Source organism: Pseudomonas sp. 2,4-D (genome assembly GCF_030418155.1).
GTDB lineage: Bacteria > Pseudomonadota > Gammaproteobacteria > Pseudomonadales > Pseudomonadaceae > Aquipseudomonas > Aquipseudomonas alloputida.
The window spans coordinates 97180-115801 of record NZ_JAUHUI010000006.1 but is presented as its reverse complement, the minus strand read 5'-3'; the positions used below and the strand labels follow the sequence as shown (position 1 = coordinate 115801).

Genomic DNA, 18622 nt, shown 5'->3' with positions numbered 1-18622 from the left:
CAACAATGCCCAACAGCGTGCCTGCAATACCCGCGTTGCGCCCTGCCAGCCAAGTCATGGACCTGGCCCGGCTGGGTAGCCACTTCCAGAGCCCGCTAAGCTTCGTGCGCAGCAGCATGCGGCGGATGATGCAGCAGCGCTGGCAAATCCGGCGCAGCTGTTTCGACCTTGATGGCCAAGGCTTCGGCACTGCGATCTACCGCATCGAAACGCCAAACGGCCATTACCACTGCGTGATCTTCTCGGCCTACCTGCCGCCGGAAAAGCGCAGCGATCGGGTCATCGCCGACCAGTGGGACGTCAGCTTCGTGCTGGTGGCCGGCGATGTCGACTCGGCACAGCTGGCCGACCTGCAACGCAACGTGCCGCTGCAGGAAGCCGGCCGCTTCGATGCACGCGTGCTGGTGTTGTCGCGGGCCAACCGTAGCTTGCGCAATTTCGACCGGTTTCTGGCGGCGCTGGCAGAAGGACGCCAGCCCGATCCACAGCAACTGGCTGAAGTCGGCTACCTGTATCGCACCACAGCGGTTTACGGTAACGGCAAGTTCGGCATCGCCGATTTTGGTTGCCTGCAAGATAACCCGGACTTCAACCAGCCGTTCAGCGCACAGATGTTCACCGTCTACCTGCTGCGTCACTTCAGCATCGAGCAGATCAACCACATGGCCCGGGCACTCGCCCCGCAACGGGCAGTGCAACTGGCCCCGGCGCTACAGCGCTACCTGGGGGTCGGCAACGCGACCGGACTGGGAATGGCCCCTTTTCTGATCAACCACCCTCAACTGGTGGAGCACTGGATCAGTACGCGGGAAACGGCCCTGGCCCTGGTGCTGGCGCAGTCGGCGGAGCCCGCCCCGCTGGCGCGCCTGCAGCAATTGCTGGCGCGCGCCCAGTTGCACCTGAGCCAGTCCCGGACCGAAGACCAGCGCCAGCATGAGCAGAACCTGCAAACCTTGGCCGAGCTTGCTTTACTGGCCACCTGGCTTGGCACGCAAGCCGACGGCGCGGGCCTTTGGCCGCGCCTGCTGGCCTGGGCGCAATTACATACGGGGGTGGGCTGCCAGGAGCTTCTGGTCAGCCTGCTGCTGGAGCTGTACCCCGAGCAGGTCACGCCCCTGGCCGAGCACATGGGGGTCAACGAAAGCTGGCAGCTGGACGCCCAGATGCCCCTTGGGCACCTGCGCCAGCTCATCGAGCAGCAGTATGGCTGGGCGTTGCGCTACGACTTCAGTGCTGCCGATGCGGAGCACTTCTTCTGGTACCGCTCAGCTGAAAAAGAAGAGCCGCGCCTGGGCATTCGCGCAGAGGAGCCAGGGGCCGAAAAAGAAATGCAACTGGGTATTGCCCGCAATATCCAGCAGTGCCATAGCGCGCTGCTGGAACACCTGCAACTGCAGCCTCAGGCGTTGACCGCTCACTTCCTGATCGCCCAACCGATGTTCAAGGGTACGGTACGCCGCCTGCAAGGCATGGCAAAAACAAACTTCGGTGAAATCCGTGCCAATCTGCTGGCCCGGGACATGCTGCCGATTCACCTGCTGCGCTGCAAACTGGCATTTTTCGGCGCGGGGAAATTCGACCCCAAGTCAAGCCGCTGGGTGCGTATCACGCTGTTCCAGGGCGCGCCGCTGGTCAGCGACATCGGTCAGCCGTTCGCAGACGACTGGAATTTCGCAGTCATGCCGCAAAGGGAGCTTTGACCATGCGCGTATCGCTTAACGAAATACAGGTGATGTGCCGCAAGGCATTCGAAGGCATGGGCTTCGCCCCGGGCGACTGCGAGGATGCCGCCGAACTCGTGGGCTGGTTGCAACTGCAGGGGCTCGATGGCGTCGGTGCACTGGAAAAGGCGTTGCGTTATCTAAAAGCCGAAGCTGCACGGCCATACGCCTTGTGCCATGAGGATAACGCCCTGCTGGTGATCGACGCCAAGGGCCAGAGCGTGTTGCGCTGCGCCGCGACGGTGGTGGAACTGGCGGCAGCCAAGGCCATGCGCTGTGGTCAGGCCGAACTGCGCATACGCCACTGCCACAACCGTTTGCTGTTGCTGGGCTACCTGAGCCGGGCAGCGGTGCAGGGGCTGCACGTGCAAGCCCGCTGGGAGGACGCCCGCCAATACCACCTGGCCGATTTTACCGCCGGCATGCCGCGCCCGGAACTGAGCAGTGAAACCCGGCCCCAGGCCATTGAAGCGGCCGCGCAAGACGTAACGGTGCTGTTCACCCGAGCAGGCCAGACCGCCCAGGCAATAACCGACCCGCAGCGCACACTGCAGCAAGGTTTTACAGTCAACGAACATACCTGGCAAAGGCTCAGGCAGTTGGCCGAACACATCCTTGTCGAGAGCACCGATGCCTCACGCCGCCACGGTGCAGGCGGCGGCAGCGACGCCGACTGAACACCCTTGCCACTGAGGAAACAACCCATGAAGCATGCGATAAAGACCGAGCTGTTCGCCTCCAGGGCGCCACTGGAATGGGCGGTCGTTGGCAACGGTACGTTGTACACTGCGCAGATCCCAATCGATACGCAGGGCCAGGTGGTTGCCGGCGGCATCGAGGCCCAGGCCCGCCAGACACTGGACAACCTGCGCCACACCCTGGAAGCCGCTGGCAGCTCGCTGGATGCCGTGACCCAGGTGCTGATCTACGTGACCGACCGCCGTTATCTGGCAACTGTAAATGCCGTGTACGCCGAGTATTTCCAGGCACCCTACCCCAACCGCGCGGCCGTAGTGGTAGCTGGCCTCGCCCGGGAAGAAATGCTGGTGGAACTGGTGGTCTACGCCTGCCTCTGACGCCCTGAAGGCGCCCGTCTCACGATATTCAGCGTTCGCGCAATCGAGTGCCGCCCGCGCGGCGCTCGATGCATGCCCCCTCCGCCCCACGTCATGCACCCGGAATATTCCCTTTTTCGCCCGCCAGGTACCGGCCTGCGCCCCATTTCGGTTCAAAAGCCGCGCCCGGATCAATAGCGCCCTTTTTTGATGCGCCGGCCCTTGCGGCCAGGCAGCTCACATCGGTTGTGCCCCTCACATTTCCCGCCCCCCAGAGCCGCCAGGCGTGTTCGGCACTTTTATTGCAAAGACTGATTGTGCTCAACGCACAGGCAATCTACCGAGACCGAGGTTAACGCGAGACACAGCTCCCACTTACCCCAGCAAGGCAGCACCCTGAAAGACGCAGATGAACCGCAATGAAGCTGCCGGCAACGGCGGCAAGGAGTGGGTATGTCCCGGGCTTTTTTCAATGAAATGTACGAAGCGGACGGCAACTGCCGCCCGCATTACCAGGAGTTCGCCCGCTGGCTGGCCAACACCCCGCTGGAGTTGCTGGAACAGCGCCGGCGCGAGGCCGACCTGCTGTTTCACCGCGCAGGCATCACCTTCACCTTGTATGGCGACAAGCAGGATACCGAGCGCCTGATCCCCTTCGATATCATCCCGCGCAGCATCCGCGCCAGCGAATGGCGCACGGTCGAGCGTGGCTGCATTCAACGGGTACAGGCACTGAACCTGTTCCTGCAGGACATCTACCACGACCAGCGCATTCTCAAGGCCGGCATCATCCCGCCAGAGCAAGTGCTGGCCAACGAGGGCTACCAGATCGCCATGCAAGGCCTGGACCTTCACCGTGGGCTGTATGCGCATATTGCCGGTGTCGACCTGGTACGTGACGGCGATGGCAGCTACTTCGTGCTGGAAGACAACCTGCGTACCCCCAGCGGCGTCAGCTACATGCTCGAAGACCGCAAGATGATGATGCGCCTGTTCCCCGAACTGTTTGCCGCTCAGCGCATCGCGCCCATCGATCACTACCCCAACCTGCTGCTGGACACGCTCAAGAGCGCCAGCCCACTGGACAACCCCACCGCGGTGCTGCTCACGCCCGGCCGTTTCAACAGCGCCTATTTCGAGCATGCCTTCCTGGCCCGGGAAATGGGCATCGAGCTGGTCGAAGGCGCCGACCTGTTCGTGCGTGATGAGCATGTCTACATGCGCACCACGGCCGGCCCCCAACAGGTGGACGTGATCTATCGTCGCCTGGACGACGACTACCTCGACCCGCTGTCCTTCAACCCTGACTCGATGCTGGGCGTACCGGGGCTGATCTCGGTTTACCGCGCCGGCAATGTGGTACTGGCCAACGCCGTCGGCACTGGCGTGGCCGATGACAAATCCATCTACCCCTTCGTCGACGACATGATCCGCTTTTACCTGAGCGAAGAACCGATCCTGAACAACGTGCCGACCTGGCAGTGCCGCAAGCCGGCGGACCTGTCCCATGTACTGGCCCACCTGCCCGAACTGGTGGTCAAGGAAACCCAAGGTTCCGGCGGCTATGGCATGTTGGTCGGGCCCGCCTCGACCAAAGCCCAGATCGAGGACTTCCGCGCGCGCATCAAAGCCCGCCCGCACGCCTATATCGCTCAACCGACGCTGTGCCTGTCAACCTGCCCGACCTTCGTCGACAGCGGCATCGCACCGCGTCACATCGACCTGCGCCCGTTCGTGTTGTCGGGCAGTGAAACCCGCCTGGTGCCCGGTGGCCTGACGCGCGTGGCGCTCAAGGAAGGCTCGCTGGTGGTCAACTCGTCGCAAGGCGGCGGTACCAAGGACACCTGGGTGGTGGAGGACTGAGCCATGCTTTCGCGAACCGCTTCCGACCTGTACTGGATGTCCCGCTACCTGGAGCGTGCAGAAAACCTCGCACGCATGCTCGAGGTCAGCTACTCGCTATCGCTGATGCCCCAGGCCGGGCGCAGCGACGGCCATGCCGAACTGGCAATGTCGCTGATGGCCTCGGGCATGCTGGATGACTACCTGCGTCGCCACAAGGAACTCGACACCGAGCGCATGCTGCACTTCTTCGCCCTCGACGCCACCAACCCCAGCAGCATCTACTGCTGCCTGCAGGCCGCCAGGACCAATGCCCATGCAGTGCGCGGCCGTATCACTGCCGACATGTGGGAGAACATCAACGCCACCTGGATCGAAATGCGCAACATCGCCAGCAATGGCCTGGGTCGCTATGGCATCAGTCAGTTCTGCGACTGGGTCAAGGAACGATCGCACCTGTTCCGCGGTGCGACCTCCGGCACCATCATGCGCAACGATGCCTACAGCTTCATTCGCCTGGGGACCTTCCTGGAGCGGGCGGACAACACCCTGCGCCTGCTCGATTCGCGCTATGAAATGTTCGGCGAGGCCTCCGAAGAGGTCAGCGACGACTCTGCCCGCGGCTATTACCAATGGAGCGCCCTGCTGCGCGCGCTGACCTCGTACGAGGCCTTCAACGAGCTCTATCGCGCCGCGCCCAGCGCCCGGCCGGTGTCCGAGCTGTTGCTGTTGCGGGTGGACGTGCCGCGCTCGCTGCATGCCTGCATCGAGGAACTCGACCTGATCCTGGCGGGCCTGCCGGGCAGTACCGGGCGTGCCGCCCAGCGCATGGCCGCCGAACTGAACGCGCGCCTGCGCTACACCGCAATCGACGAAATCCTTGATGCAGGGTTGCACCCGTGGCTGAGCGACTTCATCGGCCGCATCAACCAACTGGGCCAGGCCGTCCATCACTCCTACCTGGAGGTTGTATGAAACTGTCCATTCGCCACGACACGACCTATAGCTACGCCAGCGACGTGTGCAACAGTATCCAGTTCCTGCGCCTGACGCCGCGCAGCAGCGAACGCCAGCGTATCAATCAATGGCAACTGGACCTGCCCTGCAAGGTCAAGGGCCAGATCGACCCTTACGGCAACATCCTGCATGTGCTGACGCTGGACAAACCCCATGGCCACCTGGCGCTTACCGCACACGGCCAGGTCGAGATCGACCCGGATTGCGAACACGAAACCGAGAGCCAGTCGCCCCTGCCGTTCCTGCGCGGTAGCCACCTGACGCTGGCCGACAACACCCTGATTGCTTTCGCCGCCCGGCAATGTGGCAGTCACCGCGACCGGGCAGCACTGATCGGGCTGATGCAGGGCCTGGCCGAGCACATGCCCTACAGCCCAGGGGCCACGTCGGTGGGCACCACGGCCATCGAAGCCTTCAGCGGTGGCGCAGGCGTGTGTCAGGACCACACGCACGCCTTCCTGGCCTGCGCACGCAGCCTGGGGGTGCCGGCACGCTATGTTTCCGGCTACCTGTGCACCGAGGACGAACAACACCTGGCCAGCCACGCCTGGGCCGAAGCCTGGGTCGACGATGCCTGGTACAGCTTCGACATTACCAATCGCCTGACCCGGCCAGAGCGTCACCTGAAGCTGGCGGTGGGCCTGGACTACCTCGATGCCTGTCCGGTCAGGGGCGTACGCCGCGGCGGCGGCGCCGAATCGATGCAGGCCAGCGTCCACGTGCATCGCCAGTGACAGGCTGGCTTCAGACCGGTCTTGCCGCGCGAGTGCGGCAAGACCTTTCCATACGCAACACAAGGGAAACCGCATGACTTACTGTGTCGCCATGCACCTGGAGGACGGGCTTGTCTTCATCAGCGACTCACGCACCAACGCCGGCATCGACCAGATCTCCACGTTCACCAAGTTGTTCGTCTTCAGCGTACCGGGCGAGCGGCTGATCGTGCTGCAGACCGCCGGCAATCTGGCGACCTCGCAGTCGGTGGTAAACCTGCTGCAGCAACGCACCCAGGGCAACGGCCCCCACCTGCTGAACGTTGCCACGCTCTACGATGCAACGGTGCTGGTCGCAGACACCCTGCGCGAGGTGGTCAAAAGAGACCGCAGCAAGCTCACAGCCGATATCGACCTTAGCAGTTCATTCATCGTCGGCGGCCAGATAGCCGGCGGCCCCATGGCCATCTACAACGTGTATGCACAAGGCAACTTCTTCCAGGCCACACCGGACACCCCGTTTCTGCAGCTGGGTGAAAGCAAGTACGGCAGGCCAATACTCGACCGCAACCTGGATTACCGCACGCCGCTCGATGAAGCGCTGCGCTGCGGCCTGATTTCGTTCGACTCCACCATCCGCAGCAACCTGTCGGTGGGCATGCCGCTGGACTTGCTGGTGTACCGCAATAACAGCCTGGAAAGCATGACGCGCAAGCGCATTACCAGCGACGATGCCTATTACCAACAGATTCGCAGGCAGTGGAGCGACGGCTTGAAAACCCTGCTGGCCGAACTGCCAGCACCGCCTTATGGCTGAACAAGCAAACGGTTCAGATCCTTTGCCTGTACCGGCCCCTTCGCGGGCTTGCCCGTTCCCACAGGTACTGTGCAAGCCTTGAAGGCTGTGATGTCCAGTGAGAACGGGCGAGCCCGCGAAGGGGCCGGTACAGGCAACACCTCAGTAAAGCCAATGTGTAATGTTCCAGACTCCGTGGGTTATCCTGCGCCTTCCCCCCTGTCACGATACTGTCATGTCGTGCGCTGCTACACCGGTGCAAAACCACTGCGCCGAACAGACTCCCGCAATGCCGCCCCATGCCATGCATGACATGGGTTCAACTGTGGCGTGAGGAGTGATCGTTTGAGTCGATCAAATCGCTGAAATCTAATGGGTGCAAACCAACAAGAAGCTCGCACGGAAGCGATCAGCGATAGAGAAAACCACACGATGACTCCAACGTTCTCATTACTCGTCCTGGGCACCGCGATACTCCTGATCGTCGTCATGATCAGCAAACTCAAAGTACACCCGTTTCTGGCCTTGATGGCCGCAAGCCTGGTGGTCGGTGTCGGCACCGGCATGGCGCCAACGGCAATCGTGGCGGCATTCGAGAAAGGCATGGGCAGCACGCTGGGCTTTCTTGCCGGCATCATCGGCCTGGGCAGTATCCTCGGCAAACTGCTGGAGGAATCCGGAGGCGCCAGGCGCATCGCCACCACACTGTTGAACAGGCTGGGGGAACGCAATGCCTCGTGGGCAATGATGCTCGTCGGCTTCATCGCCGGCATCCCGGTATTCTTCGAAGTCGGCTTCGTCCTGCTGATTCCGTTGATCTACGTGGTTGCACGGCAAACCCGTATCAGCATGCTGTACCTCGGCGTGCCGCTGGCCACCTCGCTGATGGTGGTGCACTGCATTCTCCCGCCACACCCGGCCGCCACAGCCATCACCGGCATGCTCAATGCGGATATCGGTACTGTCATCCTGTACGGCCTGATCGTTGGCCTGCCGACCGCTATCATCGCGGGCCCGGTGTGGGTTCGCTTCACCTGTAACCGTGAAGCCGGCGAATCCCAGCAGGCCTTCCTGTCTGCGCGCACGGTGGCTCAAGCAGAAGAGCAGGCAATGCCCGCGTTCGGCATCACACTCACCACTGTACTGCTGCCACTGGTGTTGATGGTCGGCAAAACGTTGGCCGTCACGGTCCTGGACAAGGGCTCTGCGCTGTACGAGTGGGTGGCCTTCCTGGGCAGCCCACTGATTGCCCTGACGCTGTCGGTGGTGTTCGCCTACTGGGCACTGGGCTTGCGCCGCGGCCTGGATATGGCAGACCTGCTGAGCCTGACCCAGCGCTGTTTCCCTCCCCTGGCCGGCATTCTGCTGATCATCGGTGCAGGCGGTGCCTTCAATGACATGCTCGTGGGCAGCGGCATCGGCAAGGCACTGGCCGATGTGCTGAACCAGACGCAGCTCAACCCGATCATCCTCGCCTGGTTGATCGCCGGGATCATGCACTTTGCCGTCGGCTCGGCCACCGTCGCGATGATCAGCGCGGCCGGCATGGTAATGCCAATCCTTGGCCAGCACCCGGAATACAACCGGGAAATCCTGGTGATCGCCATCGGCGCCGGCGCCATCGGCTGGACCCACATCACCGACTCGGCGTTCTGGGTGGTGAAGGAGTACCTGGGCCTTTCCCTGAGTGATGCACTGAAGAAGTTCACTGCCGCTACAGTGCTGGCCTCGGTAGTCGCCTTGTGCCTGACCCTGCTCCTTTCGAAGATTGTCTGATCTACTCTGCACATACCGCACTACAGGTGAAATCATGATTCACGGAAAAACCCTGGAAGCCTGGCAACAAAGCCACCCGATCATCGCCGAGCTGATGGCCCTGAAGCCAACCAGCTGGTTCAACCCTGGCATCGCCAAGGCTGCAGAAGCCCTGCACGACGTGGGCCTGACGGCGGCCGACGTGCAAGCGGCCAGCGCGCGGCTGCAGCGGTTCGCGCCTTACCTGGCCACCGTGTTCCCCGAGACGACAGCGGCCGGCGGGGTCATCGAGTCGCACATCACCCCGCTGCCACAGCTGCGCCAGCTGCTTGTCGAGGAGGGATCGCTGCAGAACGCAGGCAGCCTGTGGCTCAAGGCGGACAGCGACTTGCCTATCTCCGGCTCGATCAAAGCCCGGGGCGGCATCCATGAGGTGCTCAAGCACGCCGAGGACCTGGCCCTGGCTGCCGGCTTGATCACGCCAACGGATGACTACACCAAACTGGCGAGCGACCAGGCCCGCGCATTCTTCAGCCAGTACAAGATCGCCGTGGGCTCGACCGGCAACCTGGGGCTGTCGATTGGCATCATGAGCGCCAAGCTGGGCTTCCAGGTGAGCGTGCACATGTCGTCTGACGCCAGGCAATGGAAGAAGGACAAGCTGCGGGCCAACGGCGTCACGGTGGTCGAACACGCCTCCGACTACAGCGTGGCGGTCGAGCAAGGCCGCCAGCAGGCGGCATCCGACCCCAGCTGTTACTTTGTCGACGACGAAAACTCCCCGCAGCTGTTTCTCGGCTATGCCGTGGCCGCCGAACGGTTGGCGCGGCAATTCGACCAGGCGGGCATCCAGGTAAACGCAGATCATCCATTGTTCGTGTACCTGCCGTGCGGCGTAGGGGGCGGCCCAGGCGGTGTTGCGTTCGGGCTGAAACTGGTATTCGGCGATGCGGTGCATTGCATCTTTGCCGAGCCTACCCATTCCCCCTGCATGCTGCTGGGTGTCTATACCGGCCTGCACGATGAAACCAGCGTGCAGGACTTCGGCATCGACAACATCACCGCCGCCGACGGCCTGGCGGTCGGGCGCCCATCAGGGTTTGTCGGCAAAGCCATGCAGCGGCTGATCGATGGTTACTACACCGTGACCGACGAAGAACTGTACCGCTTGATGGTCATCGCCCATGAGCAGGACAAGGTCAAACTGGAACCCTCTGCCCTGGCCGGCGTACCCGGTATGCTGCGGGTGCTGCAAGCAGGCGAGTACCTGGCTCGCCAGGGCTTCACCCCAACCCAGCTGCAGCAGGCTACACACCTCGTCTGGGGGACGGGTGGCAGCATGGTGCCGGACGATGAGTTCAACGCCTATCTGGCGAAAGGGCGCAGCCTGCAGGCAAACGTGTGACCGCAATCAGCTCACGGCGCAGGAAGGATTGATCAATGAAAAAGCCCGGCGGCGGCGCCGTGAAACTCAATGGCTCGCACCTGGGCAGCCTGCATGTCTTTCTGGTGGCGGCACGCCACTTGAGCTTCTCGCGCGCCGCCGATGAGCTGTGCCTGACGGCCAGTGCCGTGAGTCACCGCATCAATCGCCTGGAAGATGAGCTGGCGCTCAAGCTGTTCCACCGCATGCCGCGCAAGGTCAGCCTCACCGAAGACGGCGAGCGCCTGTTCGCGGTCATGCAACGGACCATGGATGAGTTAAGCGAGGCCGTGCAGGAACGTGCTCACGCCGAAATCGCCGGCCAGTTGACGTTGTATGTGCGCCCGTCAGTCGCACAATGCTGGCTGGTGCCGCGGCTGGCGCAGTTCACCGCCCGCTACCCTGATATCCAGCTGGATATCAGGGTGGGCAACGAGAGCATCGATTACCGCACCCGCAAGATCGACCTGGTCCTGTGTTATTCGGATGGCCATCACCCGGGGTTGCAGAGCATCCACTTGATGGACGAGCGGATCGCCCCGGTGTGCTCCCCCCGTTACGCAGAAACCCATGCATTGACCGGTGACCTGCACCCGCTGGATCATTGCACCGCCTTGCATGACGTAGCGGCCTGGGACAACGCTGCATTCGATGCTGAATGGCAGCTCTGGGCCAACACCACAGGTGCGGGTATCAGCCTCCCGCGCCGATTCCTCACATTCGATCGCTCCGATCTGTGCACACTCGCGGCGCTGAACCACTCAGGCATCGCCATCGGCCGGGAACAACTGGTCAGGGAACGCATTGCACAGGGTGAACTGGTCCTGCCGTTCGGTGGGTTCGTCAACACCCCCAACCATGGTTATTACCTGGTCTACCCGCACCATGACCCGATGCCCAAACGCCTGCAGGTGTTGATCGACTGGCTCGTGGAATGTGCCCACTCATCCAGTGCAAGTCATTGAGCGACTCAACCTGTTCAGCAGATCAGCCAGCGCGTCAACGGATCTCAGCGTTCGCTGGGCGGGGCCGCATCAAGGCCTACCCCAGTAACTGGCTCAGCACCGCCCGTAACTTGCCCGGTTTGACCGGTTTGTTCAGCAACGGCGCGCCAAGTTTCTGCAATGATCGCCGGCACTGGTCACTGCGGTCCGCGGTGATGATCACGGCAGGAATGGGACTGGCAAAGTGTTCGCGCAAGTGCCTGACCACCTCACATCCGACCACGCCGTGGTCCAGGTGAAAATCCGCCAGGATCAGTTCCGGTGCCTGCCCCTGCAGCGCCAGCAAAGCCGCCTCCTGATCGGTGGCGGTGACAACCTCGCAGCCCCACTGCCCAAGCAGGGCACCCATGCTCTGGAGAATGCTCACTTCGTTATCCAGCACCAACAAGCGGCGGCCCGGCAATGGATTGCCGGCACTTGGCTGCAGCAATGCCTGGTGAACAGCCTGCGGCAGCTGCTCGCCAATCGGCACCTCGATGCTGAACACCGAGCCACGCCCTGGCCACGACCGCACTTCGATCCGGTAACCGAGTATCTTGGCGATCCGCTCGACGATGGCCAGCCCCAGGCCAACGCCCTTGCGATCCGCTGCACGCCCCACATCCAGCTGATTGAACTCGAGGAATATGTCCTGCAGCCGGTCCTGCGCAATGCCCCGTCCGGTATCCCACACCTCCAGCCGCACATGACCACCGCGGCGCCTCGCCCCGAGCAGGATCCGCCCCTCCTCGGTATAGCGGCAAGCGTTGCTGAGGAAGTTGCGCAGGATGCGTGTGAGCAACCGCAGGTCAGTGCTGATGGCGTAGTCGGCTATGCGTGCGTGCAGCTTCAGGCCCGCCGCCTCGGCCACCGGGCTGAACTCCGAGACCAGCGGCGTGAACAGCTCGTCCAGGCGGTACACGGCCACATCCGGCTTTACCGCCGCCTGGTCGAGCCGGGAAATGTCCAGCAGGTCGGTCAGCAGGTCTTCCGCGCCCTCCAGGGCCTGGTGGGTACGTTCCACCAGCACATGCTCGGCCTCTGGCAATGGCCGCTCGCGCAAGGTCGAAATCAGCAAGCGCGCGGCGTTCAACGGTTGCAGCAGGTCATGGCTGGCGGCGGCGAGGTATTTGTCCTTGCTGCGGTTGGCGGCTTCGGCGGCATCACGCGCCTCCAGCAACTCATCGGTACGCGCTGCGACCCGTTGCTCCAGTTCGTCATTGAGCTGCTGCAGGCGCTGCTGGGCCAGCTTGCGTTCGGTAATGTCGGCGACGAACCCCTCCACCAGCCCTTCATGGCCGGGTTTGAGCAGCAGGTTCATCAGTACATCGAGATGGCTGCCGTCCTTGCGCCGCAGACGGGTTTCGTAGCCGTGCAGGCTGTGCTCACGGGCGAGTACCGCGGTAATGGCCTGCAACTCCTCGGCACCGCCATCAAACAGGTTGGCGGCCAGGTCAGTCAGGGAAAAAAGCACCGCTTGCGGGTCGTCATAGCCGAGCATGCGCGCCAGCGCCGGGTTTGCGGCGCGCATGCCGTCCTGAAGGCTGGCCTGGAAAATACCGTGCACGGCGTTTTCGAACAGCCATTTGTAACGGTTGCGTTCGGCTTCCAGTTCGTCCAGGCGGGCGGACAGCTCTGGGTAATGGCTTTTGCGCGCCGAGTGGTCACCCAGCCCCAGCAGCCCGGCCAACGCCCGCTGCTGCTCGTCAGAGGGCCTCGCCATAGACCACCTCGACATCACGCTGGCTGGACGCACGGGGGTTGGTGAGGATGCACGGGTCGTCCATCGCGTGTTGCGACAGGAACGGGATATCGGACGTGCGCACCCCGTGCAGGCCCAGGGTTTCATGGAAGCCGATGGCACGCTTCAGGGCAATCAGGTGCTCCACCAGCCGCCCGCAGATCTGCCGGTGATTGAGACCGCGGCAGTCGATACCGAACACCTCGGCGATCACCTTGAAACGCTCCGGCGCCGAGCTGTAGTTGAACGCCACCACGTGCTCCACCAGCACCGCGTTGCACAAGCCATGGGGCAAGTCGAGGAAGCCACCCAGGCTGTGCGACATGGCGTGCACTGCGCCCAGGATCGCATTGGAGAACGCCAGCCCCGCCTGCATGCTGCCGAGCATGATCTTCTCGCGCAGTGCAATATCGGTGGGGTTGGCGATCATCTCCACCAGGTTGCCATTGATCAGGCGCATGGCTTCCAGCGCATGGGGGTCGGTCAGCGGTCCGTGGCCGGTAGACACGAAGGCCTCGATGGCATGCACCAACGCATCGATGCCGGTGCAGGCCGACAGGAACGGGTCCATGCTCAGGGTAGTCTGCGGGTCGATCAGCGACACGTCCGGCACCACCGCCTTGCTGACGATGGAGAACTTCATGCGTTCCTGCTGGTTGGAAATGATCACGAACTGCGACACGTCCGCCGAGGTGCCGGCGGTGGTCGGGATCAGGATCAGCGGCGGGCTGGGCACGCGGATCATGTCCACGCCTTCGAATTCGAGGATGCTGCGCCCATGGGCCACCACGATACCGATGGCCTTGCCGCAATCCATCGGGCTGCCGCCACCGACGGCGACGATCACATCACAGTGGTTCTGCCGATAGATCTCGGCGCCGAGCATCACCTCCTCGACCCGCGGGTTGGGTGATACCGCTGTGTACAGGCAGTAGTCGATTCCCTGGGCCTGCAGGCTGGCCTCCACATCCGCCACCCAGCCGGCGGCGATCACGCCAGGGTCGCTGACCACCAGTACCTTGCGCGCACCGAAGGTTTTGGCGTAATTGGCCACATTGTGCCGGCAGCCGGCACCAAAGATGATTTCAGGCGATACGAACTTGCGAAGGGGGCTGAAACTCTGGCTCATCGGTAAGCCTGTTCTTATTGTTCTGGAAGATAACCGCCAGCGTAAAGCATCCCACCACGAAAGCAACCAGACCAAAGCGGGGCTACCGGTCATTCTATCCAGGATTTGGCGCGGGCCACCTCCAGAAACGCCAGTACGTCCTCTTCGAGCCCCGGTACATCGGGGAAGCGTTGTGCCAGGCGGTCGATGACCGTTGCCACGGTACTGTGGCCGTCCAGCAGCTCCAGGACCCAGCCGGCACTGGCATTGAGCTCGATGATGCCCCCAGCGTACAACAGCACGTGGCAAGCCTTCCGTGGCTCCCAGTCCAGGCGCAAGCCTCGCCCCAAGGCAAGGGCCTGCTGGCGATCAATCAGGTTCACAGGCACATGCTCCAGGAGGATCCGGCCACCGTGGCGATGGCCGGGCCGTCATCAACGGTTGGCGAAATACATCGTCACTTCGAAGCCAATGCGCAGGTCGGTATAGGCGGGTTTAGTCCACATAGGGCAAGTCCTCTTCTTGTGCCGGAGGATTCCGGTAGAAGCATTAATGCACGGGGGCGGAGCGGACCGAATGCTACTTTGGAACGAGCTGGCGGGGTGCGTTGGTACGGGTAGGCCGTTACGTGTGCGGGCCTCTTCGCGGGCAAACCCGCGCCCACAGGTTCTGCACCGGTTCTGGAACCAGCGGTGAACCTGTGGGAGCGGGCGAGCCCGCGAAGGGCCGCGACGCGGTTTAGAAGAAGCCCAGCGGATTGATGTCGTAGCTCACCAGCAGGTTCTTGGTCTGCTGATAATGGTCAAGCATCATCTTGTGGGTCTCACGGCCAACACCGGACTTCTTGTACCCCCCGAACGCCGCATGCGCCGGGTACAGGTGGTAGCAGTTGGTCCACACTCGCCCGGCCTTGATCCCGCGGCCCATGCGGTATGCACGGTTGATGTCGCGGGTCCACAGGCCGGCGCCCAGGCCGAATTCACTGTCGTTGGCGATCGCCAGTGCTTCGGCTTCGTCCTTGAAGGTGGTCACGCCCACCACCGGCCCGAAGATTTCTTCCTGGAACACGCGCATCTTGTTGTTGCCCTTGAGCAGGGTTGGCTGAATGTAGTAGCCGCTGGCCAGGTCACCCTGCAGGCGCTCGGCACCACCGCCGGTGAGCAGCTGCGCACCCTCCTCCCGGGCAATCTCCAGGTACGAAAGGATCTTGTCGTACTGTTGCTCGGACGCCTGGGCACCCACCATGGTTTCGGTATCCAGCGGGTTGCCGCGGGTGATCTTGGCGATCTTCTTCATCACCTCGGCCATGAACGGTTCGTAGATCGACTCCTGGATCAGCGCCCGTGACGGGCAGGTGCACACCTCGCCCTGGTTGAAGAACGCCAGCACCAGGCCTTCGGCAGCCTTCTCGATGAATGCCGGCTCGGCCTGCATGATGTCTTCGAAGAAAATGTTCGGCGACTTGCCACCCAGTTCGACGGTGGACGGGATGATGTTCTCGGCCGCGCACTTCATGATGTGCGAGCCCACCGGAGTGGACCCGGTAAAAGCGATCTTGGCAATGCGCTTGCTGGTGGCCAGCGCCTCGCCGGCCTCACGGCCAAAGCCCTGGACGATGTTCAGTACGCCTGCCGGCAACAGGTCGGCGATCAGTTCGGCAAAGACGGTAATCGACAGCGGCGTCTGCTCAGCGGGCTTGAGCACCACGCAGTTGCCAGCGGCCAAGGCCGGGGCGAGCTTCCATGCGGCCATCAGCAGCGGGAAGTTCCACGGGATGATCTGCCCCACCACGCCCAGCGGCTCGTGGATGTGATAAGCCACGGTGCCTTCGTTGATCTCGCCTACGCCACCCTCCTGGGCGCGGATGCAACCGGCAAAATAGCGGAAGTGGTCCGCTGCCAGCGGCACGTCGGCATTCAAGGTTTCGCGTATGGCCTTGCCGTTGTCCCAGCTTTCGGTAACCGCCAGCACTTCCAGGTTCTGTTCGATGCGGTCGGCAATTTTCAGCAGTACCCGCGCACGGTCTTGCACCGAGGTCTTGCCCCAGGCTTCGGCGGCGGCATGCGCGGCGTCCAGGGCGCGCTCGACGTCCTGGGCTGTGGAGCGCGGGAATTCGGCAATCGGCTGGCCATTGACCGGCGAGCTGTTGGTGAAGTACTGGCCAGCCAACGGCTGCACGAACTCGCCACCGATGAAGTTGCCATAACGGGGTTTGAAGGATACGACGGCGCCTGGAGTTCCGGGTTGTGCGTAGATCATGCTGAGCCTCTGCGGGTCGGTGCCTGTCCCACGACAGGCGATGCACCGATGGTAACAAGCCCGCGTGCCGGGCGAATGCATCGTTGGCAGCGGGGCTCTCGTCATTTGGTAGCAGGCTCTGTACGAAAAGTCTTGAGACGCAGGTCAGGCAAGGCGAAAACAGCCGAGGAACGGCCGGGGTCGCGCCCGACTGTACTGGAGTACATGAGCACTCCGAGGCGGTTTTCAACGCAGCATGAACAAGTATCAAGGCTTTTCGTCAGAGCCTAGGGCCGCTTGCTACCGATCAGCGGCAGCAAGCGGCAGTAGGCAGGCGTTATGGCTTGGCGCTTGCCGTTTGCTGCAACTGCTTGGGCAACTTGAAGGTCCAGAGCATGCCGCCCTGGTTGAAGTCCTTGACCCGTTTGGCCACTTCGCCGCCCCACAGCGGCACCGCGCCGCCCCAGCCGGATACCACCGAAACGTATTGCTCGCCGTCCATTTCCCAGGTGACGGGCGAGCCGAGCACGCCTGAGCCGGTCTGGAATTCCCAGACCTTGTCGCCGGTCTTGGCGTTGAATGCCTGCAGGAAGCCCTCTGGCGTGCCCGTGAACACCAGATTGCCCTTGGTGGTCAGCACACCGCCCCACAGCGGCGCGTAGTTCTTGTGGCGCCACACTTCCTTGCCGCTGACCGGGTCGATGGCGCGCAGCACGCCGATGTAGTCTTCGTTTAGCGGCTTGATGGTGAAGCCGGCACCGAGGAACGCCGCGCCCTTCTTGTAGGCGATGCCTTCGTTCCAGATGTCCATGCCCCACTCGTTGGACGGCACGTAGAACAGCCCTGTGTCCTTGTTGTAGGCCATCGGCATCCAGTTCTTGGCGCCGAGGAAGGCCGGCGCGACGAACACCGAGCTGCCCTTGGCCTCGCTGCCGGGTGCGCCCGGGCGGCTGGCGTCGTTGTAGATCGGCCGGCCATCCTTGTCCAGGCCAGTGGCCCAGGTGATCTTGTCAACGAAGGGGAAGCCGCGGATGAACTTGCCGTTGGTGCGATCGAGCACGTAGAAGAAACCGTTGCGGTCGGCCGTGGCGGCAGCCTTGACCTCCTTGCCGCCGTCCTTGTAGTTGAACGAGATCAGCTCGTTGACGCCGTCGAAGTCCCAGCCGTCATGCGGCGTGCTCTGGAAGTGCCACTTGATGGTGCCGTCGTCCGGGTTCAGTGCCAGGCGTGAGGAGGAGTACAGGTTGTCACCGGGGCGCAGGTGCGAGTTCCACGGGGCCGGGTTACCGGTACCAAACAGGATCAGGTTGGTTTCCGGGTCGTAGTAACCACCCAGCCAAGGGGCGGCACCGCCGGTCTTCCACAGGTCGCCAGGCCAGGTCTTGCCCGCCTCACCGCCGGAAATACCGTTCTCGATCGCCTTGCCGTCCTTGTACACATAACCCATGTGCCCTTCCACGGTGGGGCGCATCCACAGCAGCTCGCCGTTCTCCGGGTTGTACGCCTGGATCTTGCCCACCACGCCGAACTCGCCGCCGGCAACGCCTGTGATCAGCTTGCCATTGACGATCATCGGCGCGGCGCTGATGGAGTAGCCTTCTTTGTGGTCGGCGACCTTCTTGCTCCAGACCACCTTGCCGGTGTCCTTGTTCAGAGCCACCAGCTTGGCGTCCAGCGTGCCGAAGAACACCAGGTTGCCGTACAGCGCGACGCCGCGGTTGATCACGTCGCAGCAGGGGCGGATGTCATCCGGCAGACGTGCATCGTATTGCCACAGTTTCTTGCCGGTGCGGGCGTCCACGGCGAACACCCGCGAGTAGGAGCCGGTCAGGTACATCACCCCGTCCTTGATCAGCGGCTGGGCCTGCTGGCCGCGCTGCTTCTCCCCGCCAAAGGAGAATGCCCAGACCGGGCGCAGTTCCTTGACGTTATTGACATTGAGCAGGTCCAGCGGGCTGTAGCGCTGGCCCTGGACGCCCAGGCCATTGGTCACGATCTGCTGCGGGTTCTTCGGGTCCTGGAGGATTTCTTCATTGCTGACAGCGGCGTGAGCGGCGCCGGCAAGCAGCATGGCGCTGAGCACCAGGCTCACGGCGAACAAGGGGCGACGTGGGGATCGGGTCATGACGGCTACCTTTGGTTTTTTTGTTGTGCCCGGGAAAATTTCCCGGTGTGTCGGGAATTCTTGGTCCCGACCCGATTGCCAACAATTGCTCGCAGTGCGGAGTTT

At 62.8% G+C, this 18622-nt stretch carries 16 protein-coding genes; 10 read left to right on the top strand and 6 right to left on the bottom strand.

Annotated elements, in window-relative coordinates; all coding sequences use genetic code 11:
• Positions 1 to 5: 5 nt before the first annotated feature.
• The 10 genes from QYE47_RS07265 to dsdC all read left to right on the top strand — a co-directional run bounded on the left by QYE47_RS07265 (position 6) and on the right by dsdC (position 11287).
• A complete protein-coding gene (locus QYE47_RS07265; protein WP_070383835.1) occupies positions 6 to 1700 on the top strand; it encodes a hypothetical protein in 1695 nt (564 codons plus the stop codon).
• 2 nt (positions 1701 to 1702) lie between these two features.
• Positions 1703 to 2398: a DUF3726 domain-containing protein gene (locus QYE47_RS07260; RefSeq protein WP_014591372.1), complete on the top strand. Its 696-nt coding sequence runs from the start codon at positions 1703 to 1705 to the stop codon at positions 2396 to 2398.
• Between the two features lie 27 nt (positions 2399 to 2425).
• Positions 2426 to 2797 carry a RidA family protein gene (locus QYE47_RS07255; protein ID WP_003254071.1) on the top strand — a complete coding sequence of 124 codons (372 nt, stop codon included), beginning with the start codon at positions 2426 to 2428 and terminating at the stop codon, positions 2795 to 2797.
• A gap of 432 nt (positions 2798 to 3229) precedes the next feature.
• Positions 3230 to 4639 carry a circularly permuted type 2 ATP-grasp protein gene (locus QYE47_RS07250; protein WP_070383834.1) on the top strand — a complete coding sequence of 470 codons (1410 nt, stop codon included), beginning with the start codon at positions 3230 to 3232 and terminating at the stop codon, positions 4637 to 4639.
• A 3-nt stretch (positions 4640 to 4642) separates the two neighbouring features.
• Positions 4643 to 5593, top strand: a complete 951-nt coding sequence (locus QYE47_RS07245) for an alpha-E domain-containing protein (RefSeq protein ID WP_003254074.1) — start codon at positions 4643 to 4645, stop codon at positions 5591 to 5593.
• The gene (locus tag QYE47_RS07240) at positions 5590 to 6369 is read left to right on the top strand and encodes a transglutaminase family protein (RefSeq protein WP_014591374.1); all 780 of its coding nucleotides are present in this window, start codon (positions 5590 to 5592) and stop codon (positions 6367 to 6369) included. Before QYE47_RS07245 ends, QYE47_RS07240 begins: the two co-directional genes overlap by 4 nt.
• A gap of 73 nt (positions 6370 to 6442) precedes the next feature.
• The gene (locus QYE47_RS07235; RefSeq protein ID WP_014756324.1) at positions 6443 to 7165 is read left to right on the top strand and encodes a proteasome-type protease; all 723 of its coding nucleotides are present in this window, start codon (positions 6443 to 6445) and stop codon (positions 7163 to 7165) included.
• A 411-nt stretch (positions 7166 to 7576) separates the two neighbouring features.
• Positions 7577 to 8920 carry a gluconate:H+ symporter gene (locus QYE47_RS07230; RefSeq protein ID WP_041167018.1) on the top strand — a complete coding sequence of 448 codons (1344 nt, stop codon included), beginning with the start codon at positions 7577 to 7579 and terminating at the stop codon, positions 8918 to 8920.
• 34 nt (positions 8921 to 8954) lie between these two features.
• Positions 8955 to 10304: a D-serine ammonia-lyase gene (locus tag QYE47_RS07225; protein ID WP_019436697.1), complete on the top strand. Its 1350-nt coding sequence runs from the start codon at positions 8955 to 8957 to the stop codon at positions 10302 to 10304.
• A 35-nt stretch (positions 10305 to 10339) separates the two neighbouring features.
• A complete protein-coding gene (gene dsdC, locus QYE47_RS07220; RefSeq protein WP_014591378.1) occupies positions 10340 to 11287 on the top strand; it encodes a DNA-binding transcriptional regulator DsdC in 948 nt (315 codons plus the stop codon).
• A gap of 76 nt (positions 11288 to 11363) precedes the next feature.
• Here dsdC and QYE47_RS07215 read toward each other — a convergent pair whose 3' ends face one another.
• The 6 genes from QYE47_RS07215 to pedH form a co-directional block, all read right to left on the bottom strand.
• Positions 11364 to 13028, bottom strand: coding sequence for a NahK/ErcS family hybrid sensor histidine kinase/response regulator (locus tag QYE47_RS07215; protein WP_070383833.1), 1665 nt, complete (start codon positions 13026 to 13028; stop codon positions 11364 to 11366).
• Positions 13012 to 14175 carry an alcohol dehydrogenase-like regulatory protein ErcA gene (gene ercA, locus QYE47_RS07210; protein WP_004576476.1) on the bottom strand — a complete coding sequence of 388 codons (1164 nt, stop codon included), beginning with the start codon at positions 14173 to 14175 and terminating at the stop codon, positions 13012 to 13014. The genes QYE47_RS07215 and ercA overlap by 17 nt, the downstream gene beginning before the upstream one ends.
• Before the next feature lie 89 nt (positions 14176 to 14264).
• Positions 14265 to 14537 (bottom strand): pyrroloquinoline quinone biosynthesis peptide chaperone PqqD, encoded by a 273-nt coding sequence (gene pqqD / locus QYE47_RS07205; protein ID WP_014591381.1) that lies wholly within the window; start codon positions 14535 to 14537, stop codon positions 14265 to 14267.
• A gap of 51 nt (positions 14538 to 14588) precedes the next feature.
• Complete coding sequence (pqqA, locus tag QYE47_RS07200; protein ID WP_003243383.1) at positions 14589 to 14660, bottom strand: pyrroloquinoline quinone precursor peptide PqqA; 72 nt, start codon at positions 14658 to 14660, stop codon at positions 14589 to 14591.
• 232 nt (positions 14661 to 14892) lie between these two features.
• A complete protein-coding gene (locus tag QYE47_RS07195; protein WP_003254088.1) occupies positions 14893 to 16413 on the bottom strand; it encodes an aldehyde dehydrogenase family protein in 1521 nt (506 codons plus the stop codon).
• 316 nt (positions 16414 to 16729) lie between these two features.
• The gene (gene pedH, locus QYE47_RS07190) at positions 16730 to 18517 is read right to left on the bottom strand and encodes a PQQ-dependent alcohol dehydrogenase PedH (RefSeq protein ID WP_019436699.1); all 1788 of its coding nucleotides are present in this window, start codon (positions 18515 to 18517) and stop codon (positions 16730 to 16732) included.
• Between the last annotated feature and the right edge of the window lie 105 nt (positions 18518 to 18622).

Excerpts from the sequence above, each read along its gene's own strand:
- QYE47_RS07250 (WP_070383834.1), top strand. The coding sequence starts at position 3,230 with ATGTCCCGGGCTTTTTTCAATGAAATGTACGAAGCGGACGGCAACTGC.
- QYE47_RS07215 (WP_070383833.1), bottom strand. The coding sequence starts at position 13,028 with ATGGCGAGGCCCTCTGACGAGCAGCAGCGGGCGTTGGCCGGGCTGCTG.
- QYE47_RS07265 (WP_070383835.1), top strand. The coding sequence starts at position 6 with ATGCCCAACAGCGTGCCTGCAATACCCGCGTTGCGCCCTGCCAGCCAA.
- pedH (WP_019436699.1), bottom strand. The coding sequence starts at position 18,517 with ATGACCCGATCCCCACGTCGCCCCTTGTTCGCCGTGAGCCTGGTGCTC.
- QYE47_RS07260 (WP_014591372.1), top strand. The coding sequence starts at position 1,703 with ATGCGCGTATCGCTTAACGAAATACAGGTGATGTGCCGCAAGGCATTC.
- QYE47_RS07235 (WP_014756324.1), top strand. The coding sequence starts at position 6,443 with ATGACTTACTGTGTCGCCATGCACCTGGAGGACGGGCTTGTCTTCATC.
- dsdC (WP_014591378.1), top strand. The coding sequence starts at position 10,340 with ATGAAAAAGCCCGGCGGCGGCGCCGTGAAACTCAATGGCTCGCACCTG.
- QYE47_RS07240 (WP_014591374.1), top strand. The coding sequence starts at position 5,590 with ATGAAACTGTCCATTCGCCACGACACGACCTATAGCTACGCCAGCGAC.
- QYE47_RS07225 (WP_019436697.1), top strand. The coding sequence starts at position 8,955 with ATGATTCACGGAAAAACCCTGGAAGCCTGGCAACAAAGCCACCCGATC.
- ercA (WP_004576476.1), bottom strand. The coding sequence starts at position 14,175 with ATGAGCCAGAGTTTCAGCCCCCTTCGCAAGTTCGTATCGCCTGAAATC.
- QYE47_RS07230 (WP_041167018.1), top strand. The coding sequence starts at position 7,577 with ATGACTCCAACGTTCTCATTACTCGTCCTGGGCACCGCGATACTCCTG.
- QYE47_RS07255 (WP_003254071.1), top strand. The coding sequence starts at position 2,426 with ATGAAGCATGCGATAAAGACCGAGCTGTTCGCCTCCAGGGCGCCACTG.
- QYE47_RS07245 (WP_003254074.1), top strand. The coding sequence starts at position 4,643 with ATGCTTTCGCGAACCGCTTCCGACCTGTACTGGATGTCCCGCTACCTG.
- QYE47_RS07195 (WP_003254088.1), bottom strand. The coding sequence starts at position 16,413 with ATGATCTACGCACAACCCGGAACTCCAGGCGCCGTCGTATCCTTCAAA.